At 71.1% G+C, this 8,526-nt stretch carries 6 protein-coding genes; 1 reads left to right on the top strand and 5 read right to left on the bottom strand.

Annotated elements, in window-relative coordinates; translation table 11 throughout:
• Positions 1–577: 577 nt before the first annotated feature.
• The gene (locus ACIRBX_RS38415) at positions 578–1,372 is read left to right on the top strand and encodes an aminoglycoside 3'-phosphotransferase (protein ID WP_402305172.1); all 795 of its coding nucleotides are present in this window, start codon (positions 578–580) and stop codon (positions 1,370–1,372) included.
• Between the two features lie 39 nt (positions 1,373–1,411).
• Here the strand turns inward: ACIRBX_RS38415 and ACIRBX_RS38410 are convergent, their stop codons facing one another.
• The 5 genes from ACIRBX_RS38410 to ACIRBX_RS38390 all read right to left on the bottom strand — a co-directional run bounded on the left by ACIRBX_RS38410 (position 1,412) and on the right by ACIRBX_RS38390 (position 8,336).
• Complete coding sequence (locus ACIRBX_RS38410; RefSeq protein ID WP_402305170.1) at positions 1,412–3,478, bottom strand: phosphocholine-specific phospholipase C; 2,067 nt, start codon at positions 3,476–3,478, stop codon at positions 1,412–1,414.
• 225 nt (positions 3,479–3,703) lie between these two features.
• Complete coding sequence (locus ACIRBX_RS38405; RefSeq protein ID WP_402305167.1) at positions 3,704–4,360, bottom strand: pentapeptide repeat-containing protein; 657 nt, start codon at positions 4,358–4,360, stop codon at positions 3,704–3,706.
• Positions 4,361–4,385: 25 nt separating this feature from the next.
• Positions 4,386–4,949, bottom strand: coding sequence for an EF-hand domain-containing protein (locus ACIRBX_RS38400; protein WP_402305166.1), 564 nt, complete (start codon positions 4,947–4,949; stop codon positions 4,386–4,388).
• Positions 4,950–5,010: 61 nt separating this feature from the next.
• The gene (locus tag ACIRBX_RS38395; RefSeq protein WP_402305164.1) at positions 5,011–6,147 is read right to left on the bottom strand and encodes a low temperature requirement protein A; all 1,137 of its coding nucleotides are present in this window, start codon (positions 6,145–6,147) and stop codon (positions 5,011–5,013) included.
• Positions 6,148–6,635: 488 nt separating this feature from the next.
• A complete protein-coding gene (locus ACIRBX_RS38390) occupies positions 6,636–8,336 on the bottom strand; it encodes an ABC transporter family substrate-binding protein (RefSeq protein ID WP_402305161.1) in 1,701 nt (566 codons plus the stop codon).
• Positions 8,337–8,526: the final 190 nt, after the last annotated feature.

Below are 8,526 nucleotides of genomic sequence, written 5' to 3'. Positions count from 1 at the left end.
TGGTCCTGTGCCACTGCACCGGGGCGTGCGGGAGTTGACGCTCCGTTGACGCGGTGGCCGGTCCCGTCCGGGGGCCCGCGCCCACGCTTCCCGCCTGCGGTGCCTGGGCCGTCACTGCTCCGCTGCCCGGTCCTGTGCCACTGCACCGGGGCGTGCGGGAGTTGACGCTCCGTTGACGCGGTGGCCGGTCCCGTCCGGGGGCCCGCGCCCACGCTTCCCGCCTCCGGCGCTTGGCCCGTCACCGTTCCGCCGCTCCGGGGCCTGCGGGAGCGGACCCTCCGTCGAGGTCGGAGCCGGTTCGGGCCTGCGGTGCCTGGGCCCTGCCCCCTGGCCGCCCGCGCGGTGCTGCGCCGCCGTGCGGCGGACGTGCGGGAGCTGACGCTCCGTTGACGTCGTGGCCGGTCCCGCCCAGGCGGCTCCGTGGCCACGCTTCCCGCCTGCGGCGTCTGCATCTGCGCTGCTCCGCCGCCCGGTCCTGCGCCGCCACGCCGTGGCCGGGTGCGTTGCGGCGTCCGTCCGGGTGGCGCTGCCCCGTAAAAGGTTTGGACGCGCAGGGTCCTGCGATGAGAATGGCGGGATGAGTACCCCAGAGGGTCCGGTCGAGGTACCGGAGTTCGTCCGTGAGTACGCCGCCGGTCGCCCGCTGCGGGCCGTCTGGCAGAACGAGCTCGGCGGTCTGACCTTCCAGGTCGGCCTGGGTGAGCGCACGTTCGTGAAGTGGAACCCGGCCGGGAACACCATCGACCTGTCGGCCGAGGCGGCCCGGCTGGCCTGGGCCGGGAAGTACGCCACGGTGCCCAGGGTGCTGGAGCAGGGCGCCGACGCGGCCGGCAGCTGGCTGGTCACCGAGGGGCTGCCCGGCTCCTCGGCGGTGGACGAGCGGTGGGAGCGCGAGCCCGAGCGCGCGGTGCGTGCGCTCGGGGCGGGGATGCGGGCGCTGCACGACGCGCTGCCGGTGGCGGACTGCCCGTTCGACTGGTCGGCGCCCACCCGGATCGCCTCGGTGCGGGCCCGGGCCGCCGCCGGTCGGCTCGAACCAGCCGACTGGCCCGAGGAGTTGGCCTACGTCGGCACCGTGGAGCGGGCCCTCGAACTGCTGGCGGACCCGCCGCCGGTGGACCGCCTGGTGGTCTGCCACGGCGACGCCTGCGCGCCGAACACCCTGATCGGAGCGGACGGCCTGGCCGCCGGCCACGTGGACCTGGGCGACCTCGGGGTGGCCGACCGCTGGGCCGACCTGGCGATCGTCACCTGGAGCACCCAGTGGAACTACGGCCCGGGCTGGGAGGAGCCGCTGCTGGAGGCGTACGGCGTCGCACCCGACCCGGAGCGCACCGCCTACTACCGGCTGCTCTGGGAGCTCTGCGACTGAGGCCGGATCCCGCCCGGGCGGACGGGACCCGGCGCGGGGTCAGCCGGTGACGCTGGGCAGGCCGGTCTCCAGGTGGCCGGTGAACCGCTGCGACCAGGTGGAGTCCGAGCTGACGGTCACCGTGAAGTCGTACCAACCGTTCTGGTACGCCACGGCGTTGAAGTAGTCGCTGGTGTTGCCACCGGGCTGGACGGTGTAGCTCCACGGCCCGTCGGAGCGGTAGTTGTTCGGCGTGACGGTGAAGGTCACGGCCGAGCTGCCCGCGTTGGCGAGGCGGAACCAGAGGGCGAGCTTCCCGGTGTCCGGGGCGGCGGCGTACGAGGCGGTCACGGTGACGCTCTTGCCCGCCTTGGTGGCGTCGCCGCGGAAGCGGCGCAGGAAGCGGTTCGGGCCGGTGACGCTGAGGTCGTAGGGGCCGTTGCCGAAGTTGGTGCCGCAGTTGAAGAAGTCGCTGGTGGCGCCGCCCGGGTCCACCGTGTACTGCCACGGGCCGCCGCTGCGGTAGGCGTTGGCGTAGGCGGCGAAGTGCGTCGCGCTGGTGGCGGCGGTGCCCTCGTTGGCCATCTTGAGCCAGACCTTCATCACCCCGCCGGAGCCGAACTCCAGGTGGTCGAGGTTGGCGTTGGGCTGGTACGGCAGCGCGCGGGCCGGCCGGGTGCCGGGCTCCTGGAGCGGCAGTGCGTTGGTGGTCGGGGCCGGGTTGGGCAGCGGGCCGCAGGTGGACTGGCCGATCACGAAGGAGGTGTCGGGCAGGGCGGGCATGCCGTAGACCGGGTTGGCGAAGTCGAACATGCCGGTCAGGTCGCCGGTCACCTTGCGCCGCCAGGCCGAGATGTTCGGGCAGACCGCCGGCTTGCCGAGGGCGGCCGTCCAGCGCTCCAGGAAGCGCAGCACCGAGGTGTGGTCGAAGACCTCGGAGGAGACCCAACCACCGCGCGACCAGGGCGAGATGGCGATCATCGGGACCCGGAAGCCGAGGCCGATCGGCTGGCCGTTGTAGAACTCCCCGGGCGTCCCGGCCACCGGGACGGGCGGCGGCACGTGGTCGAAGAAGCCGTCGTTCTCGTCGTAGTTGAGGAACATGACGCTGGAGTTGAAGACCGCCGGGTCGGCGTTGAGCGCGTCCATCACCAGGTGCACGAAGTGCGCGCCGTCGTTCGGCGGCGCGTAGGGGTGCTCGGAGGAGGCCTCGTCGGCGACCACCCAGACCACCTGCGGCAGCGTGCCGTTCAGCACGTCGGCGCGGATCGCGGCGGCGATGTCGTCCGGGGTCTTCCCGGTCACCTTGGGCACCGAGCCCATGCCCTTGACCTTCAGCGGGCTGCCGGCCGGGGCGTCGGTGAACTGCTTGAAGTAGGCCAGCGCGTTGTCGCCGTAGTTGTCGGCCGCGTTCTGGTAGAGCTTCCAGCTCACCCCGGCGTTCTCCAGCGCCTCGGCGTAGGTCTGCCAGCGCAGGCCGGATTCGTCGCCGCCGTTGTAGGCCGGGCCGCCCGCCTTGCCGTCCGGGTCGATCTGGCCGCTCCAGTGGAAGGTGCGGTTGGGGCCGGTGGCGCTCAGCGTGGAACTGAAGTAGGCGTCGCCGACGGTCCAGTTGTCGGCCAGCGCGTAGTGGAACGGGATGTCCTTGCGGTTGAGGTAACCCAGCGCCCGGACATTGGACTTGGCGGCCACCCAGTTGTCCATCTTCCCGGTGTTCCACGCGCTGTGCTGGTCGTTCCAGCTGTGCGCGAGGTCGCCGTTGCACTGTGCGAGGCGCTCCGGGGTCTGGCCGCCGGCCGCCTTGGTGGCGCTGAACAGCCACGGGTACTGGCGGCTCAGCCCGTTCGGCTGGTTGAAGACGCTGAACCCGCCGGGGATCTGGATCGCTGCCCGGTCGCCGAAGCCCCGGACGCCCCGCAGGGTGCCGAAGTAGTGGTCGAAGCTCCGGTTCTCCTGCATCAGGATCACGATGTGCTTGGCGTCGGTCAGCGTGCCGGTGGCGTCCAGCCCGTACTGCTCCGCCGCCTGCGCCGCCCCGCCGCCGACGGTGGCCGATCCGGCGACGGCGGCGCCGGCCGCCGCGCTCGCCGACAGTGCCATGAACTTCCTACGACTCAGCTCGGACATCCCGCAGCCCGTCCCTTCGCTCCACAGAAGCCGCCCTTGGTGGCCGGGTTGGCTGCACACGTTGTGTCCACGCCATCGGCCAGGCGGCATCTTTGCGCAGGTCGCGGCCGGGGTCCATGACTTTCCATCAAGGCTTGTTGGACTGTTCAACGCGTGGTCGCCGGGCGAAGGCCGGATGAACGGAGGGCGCCCCGGCCTCGGCCGGGGCGCCCTCGTGGCGGAGCGTCAGTCCTTGACGGTGATCCCCAGCGCCTGGGCGAACTGCGGCGCCAGCTCGAAGAGTTGGGTCGAGCCCAGGATGGCGCCGCGCAGGCCGTTCGGTCCGTCGGGCAGGCCGAGCGAGCGGGCACCGCGGAGGTCCACCTGCTTGAGCGCGGCACCGGCGAGGCGGACCTCCTCCAGGGTGGAGCCGGGGAAGGAGACCTCGGTCAGCCTGGCGTCGCCGAAGTCCACGTCCCGCAGCAGGCAGTCCTCGAAGACCACGTCCCGCAGCGCCGCGCCGCGCAGGTTGACCGCCTCCAGCTTGCACTGGCGGAAGGTCACCCGGCGCACCGCCGAGCCGTACGCGGTCAGCCCGGCCAGCACGGTGGAGACCAGCGCGGCGTCCTGCCACTCGCTCTCCACGCAGTCCACCGCGATCCACCGGCTGCCCTGCACCCAGACCTCGTTGAACCGCGCCTGCCGCAGCCGCGCCCCCTGTAGCTCGGTGCCGGTGAAGGCGCACTCCAGGAAGCTCGCCCCGCCGGCCGAGACCACCTCCTGGGCACCCTCGAAGTGCACGGTGTCGTAGCGGTCGCCGCGCAGCGGGCCGGTGTGCGGGGTGAGCAGGTGGGCGTAGGGCAGGTCGGCGAGCTGGTCGGGAACGGGCGGCACGGACGGCACGGCGGGGCCTCCTGGGTGGGCGTGGCTACCGGGCGAAGGCCGGGTTGCCGGTCCACCAGTTGCCGGGGGCCTCGGGGTCGCGGCTGGTCCAGTACTCCACCACGGCCTGGACGAACTCCTCGCGGGAGAGCGTACCGTTGCCGTCCCGGTCGAGCTGGGCGAAGGCCTCGTCGGCGGTCTCCCGGTAGAGCGACGGGAAGTGGCCGCGCTGGAAGGCGTAGAACTCGTCCGGGTCGATCACCCCGTTCCCGTCCGCGTCCGCCACCGAGAGGAAGACCTCGGCCAGCGCGCCGACGGTGGCCAGGGCGGCGTCCGGGTCGTCGGCCAGCCGCAGGGTGCCGGCGATGAACTCCTCGCGACTGATCTCCCGGGTGCCGGCGGGCAGCCTCGGCAGGTGCAGCTCGTGCCAGATCCGCAGGTAGCCGTCGATGATCCGGCGCTCCTCGGGCGAGCCCTCGGCGAGGCCGAGCGCCCGGGCGCTGTCCCGGCCCATCAGCACGTGGTCGTCCTCGGTGAGGCGGCCGTCGCCGTCCCGGTCCAGATGGTCGAAGCCGTAGGCGATCTTGTCGTGGAGCAGGTTCTCGCTCATGGTGTCCTCTCGGTGAGGGGCCGGGCGGATTCCGGCCCCTGCTGTGGAACGAGTGGTGAGGTCATCCGCTACGGGTCTCGTGCGAGGCCAGCGTCAGCCCCAGGGCGACGGTCAGCGCGCAGACCAACCCGGCGGCCAGGGTGCCGTGTTGGCCGAGGAAGGTGCAGGCCAGGACGGCCACCGAGGCGGCCGGCAGCAGCACCTGGCCGAGGCCGCTCTTGACGTGCCGGGAGTGCAGAGCCCAGACCGTGAGCAGGAAGAGCGCGGTCGGCACGGTGACGGCCGCCGCCGCCGGGACGGCGCTGATGTGCGCCTCGTGGATGTCGTACTCGATCACCACCTCCAGACCGGCCCCGATCGCGGCGGCCGATCCGAGCACCAGGTAGTGGCCGTAGCCCCAGAGGAAGGCGTTGCGGTTGGAGGTGAGCACGTGGTGCACCGGCCGGGCGAAGTAGATCCACCAGGCGGCGAAGCAGATCAGGATGCCGCCGGCGGCGACCGGGATCAGCTCGTCCAGCGCCTCCCGCTCGTCGATCGCGGTCTGCATGGCGATGGTCGCGGCGGCCACCGACTCGCCGAGCACGATGATGGTGAACAGGCCGTACCGCTCGGCGATGTGGTGCGGGTGCCAGGCGGACTGGGTGTGCCACTCGGCCACCACCGGCACCGACAGCTCGGCCAGGATGCCCAGCGGGAGCACCCAGCCCAGCCGGTCGTCCGGCACCAACAGCACCAGGCCCCAGCCGAGTTGGCAGATGGTGATGCCGATCGCGTAGCGCAGCGCCATCTGCCGGGCGCCGCCGCTCTCGGCGGCGGCCGCGCGCAGCCACTGGGTCACCATGGCCAGACGCATCACCACGTAGCCGGTCACCGACAGGGTCAGGTCCCGGGAGTCGAACATCCGGGGCACTCCGGCCGCCAGGATCAGCACGCCGGTGATCTGCACCAGGGTCAGCAGCCGGTAGGGCACGTCGTCCACGTCGTAGGCGGAGGCGAACCAGGAGAAGTTCATCCAGGCCCACCAGATGGCGAAGAACGCCAGCGCGTAGCCGAACAGGCCTTCGCCCAGGTGACCTTCGGCCAGGTCGTGGGCCAGCTGCTTGCCCGCCTGGGCGACCGCCACCACGAAGCAGAGGTCGAAGAACAGCTCCAGCGGAGTCGCCACCCGGTGGCTCTCGTGCTTGCTGCGTGCGGTCATCCGCCGGAACGCGGAGGTTTGGGGTGGGAGATCACTGCTCATGGGGCCACCTGGCGGTCGGAAACGGTCCGTTCGGAGCGAATCCTGACACTCCGTCACCGAATGCGCACGTATCCCGCCGACGCGCCGTAATATCCGACTTACCCGCCTTTTTCCCTGTCGTCAGCGCCAGTTGACGGTCCAGTGCGCGAACCGGGTGAACGGACCACCGGAACCCGGGCGTGCCCCCGCCCAGGGGTCGGCAGCACCCCGTGCGGCCGGATACATTCCTCCGCAGTGGCAACGACGAAGCGGGCGGACTACGGGCAATGCGGAAGGTCAAGGCCGACGGCGTGACACGGGGGCGGGTACTCCGCACCCCCGTGCCGTCGGACTCGTGATCACCGCGCTGCCCGGCAGCCCCGCCGTCCGTCGGGGTGCCGCCGCACCGCCGTGCCCGGCCCCGGTCAGGGGCCGGGCGGTGCGCGGAGGGCGGCTGCCGCCGTGGGCTACTTCTCCCAGCCGACCTTGGTGATGTCGGTGCTGGCCAGGCTGCTGGCACCGAAGTTGGCCAGCCCCTTCCGGACCGCGACGATGCTCGGCCGCTGGTACAGCTCCAGGGTGTGCGCGAGCTCCCAGATCTTGGCGTCGGCCTCGTTGTAGAGCTTGTCCGCCTCGGCCCGGTCCAGCGTCCCGGCGGCGGTGCGCAGCAGGGTGTCGATCTCCGGGGTGGCCAGCTTGGAGTAGTTCCCGAACACGTTGTCGCCCTGCGGCGCGCGGAAGTTGGCGACACCGGCGGAGAGCGGGAAGGAGCCGGTGTTCCGCCAGCTGGCCAGGTCGAACTTGCCCTGGTTGATGTACTTGGCGAAGTACTCCTTGCTGGGCACCTTGTCGATGGTGAGCTTCACCCCGACCTGCTGGAGCATCGACTGCACGGCGGTGGCCATGTCGATCTGGGCCTGGGCCGAGGCGTCGGTCAGCACGTAGTGCAGCTCCAGCGGCGCGCCGTCCTTGGTGCGCGGCTGGCCGTCCGCCGCCGCCTTCCAACCGGCCTGCTCCAGCAGCTCCTTGGCCTTGGCCGGATCGGGCTTGGCCCAGTCGCCGGAGTTGTTCTTGTAGCCGCTCTGGTTGGTCATGTAGAGGTGGTTGTCCAGCGGCTTGAACTCCACCGGCACGCCCTGGTTCACGATCTTGATCAGCGCGGTGCGGTCCAGCGCCTTGGTGAGCGCCTGACGCACCGTCCGGTCGGCCAGCACGCCGTTGCCGCCGAAGGAGATGTGCACCTCGTCCCACGGGGTGCCGGTGCGGATCACGCCGTCCTTGGCGTCCTTGAGCTGGCCGTAGGCGGTGGCGGTGCCGGCCGAGGCGTAGTCCACCTCGTTGTTCAGGAACGCCTGGGTGATCGCCGAGCTGGCCAGCACCCGGTAGGTGATCTTGTCCAGCTTGGGCTTCGTGCCCCACCAGTCCGGGTTGGGCACCAGGGTGATGGTCTGCGCGGTCTTGTCGATGGTGCCGATCTTGAACGGGCCGCTCCAGACCGGGATCTTCTCGACCCAGCCGTCGTTGAAGGCGTCCGGGGTGGCGATGCCGGCCGCCGGCAGCAGCGGGTTGAAGAGGTTCTGCCAGTCCGCGTACGGCTTCTCGAAGGTGACCTTGACCTCCAGGGCATCCGCGCCCTGGGCCACGTCGGAGATCTGCTCGTAGCCGGAGGAGTCGGCGATGTTGTACGCCGGGTCCTTGCCGTTCGACGCCTTCCAGACCGCCTTGAAGTCCTCGGCGCTCAGCGGCTTGCCGTCCGACCACTTGGCCTTCGGGTTGAGCTTGTAGGTCACCACCTGGGGCGACTTCGAGGTCACCTCGGCCGAGGTCAGGTACTCCGGCACCGGGTTGAAGACGCCCTTGGCGTCGGTGCGGAACAGCTGAGCCTGGGTGTAGGTCATGATCTCGACCGCGTCGCCGTACCGGCCGTCCACCTGGTACGGGTTCCACTGGGTGATCCACTGCTGCAGCGGGGGCCGGAACTCGCCGCCGTCCTTGATCCTGTCCAGGGGCTGCGGGTTGTTGTCCTCCGCGTCCTGGGTGGGCGCCACGGTCTTCGCCACGTCGCCGCCCGAGCCCGAGCCGGCGGAGCTGCAGCCGGTGACGGCGAGCGCCACCGCGACGGCGAGCACGGCGAACCGGCGCAGGTGGGCGTTGGTGATGGAGTCCATGGGGTTCCCCCGTAGAAGAGATTTTTTGGGTGCCGCCAGGTGTGGCGGGAGTTGAACGTGGGCAGCCAAGTCGGTGTTCGGCCAGCAGAACGTAACAGCGCATCAGGGCTTCTACCAGGGGGTCTCGTCCACACCTGATCAGAACGACACGTGGCGCAATGCAGCGGCAACGTGCACTTCGCAGTGCGCT

It is taken from the genome of Kitasatospora sp. NPDC096147, assembly GCF_044763225.1.
Taxonomy (GTDB): Bacteria; Actinomycetota; Actinomycetes; order Streptomycetales; family Streptomycetaceae; genus Kitasatospora.
The sequence above is the reverse complement of the archived record's forward strand: the minus strand, read 5'-3'. Positions and strand labels throughout refer to the sequence as shown.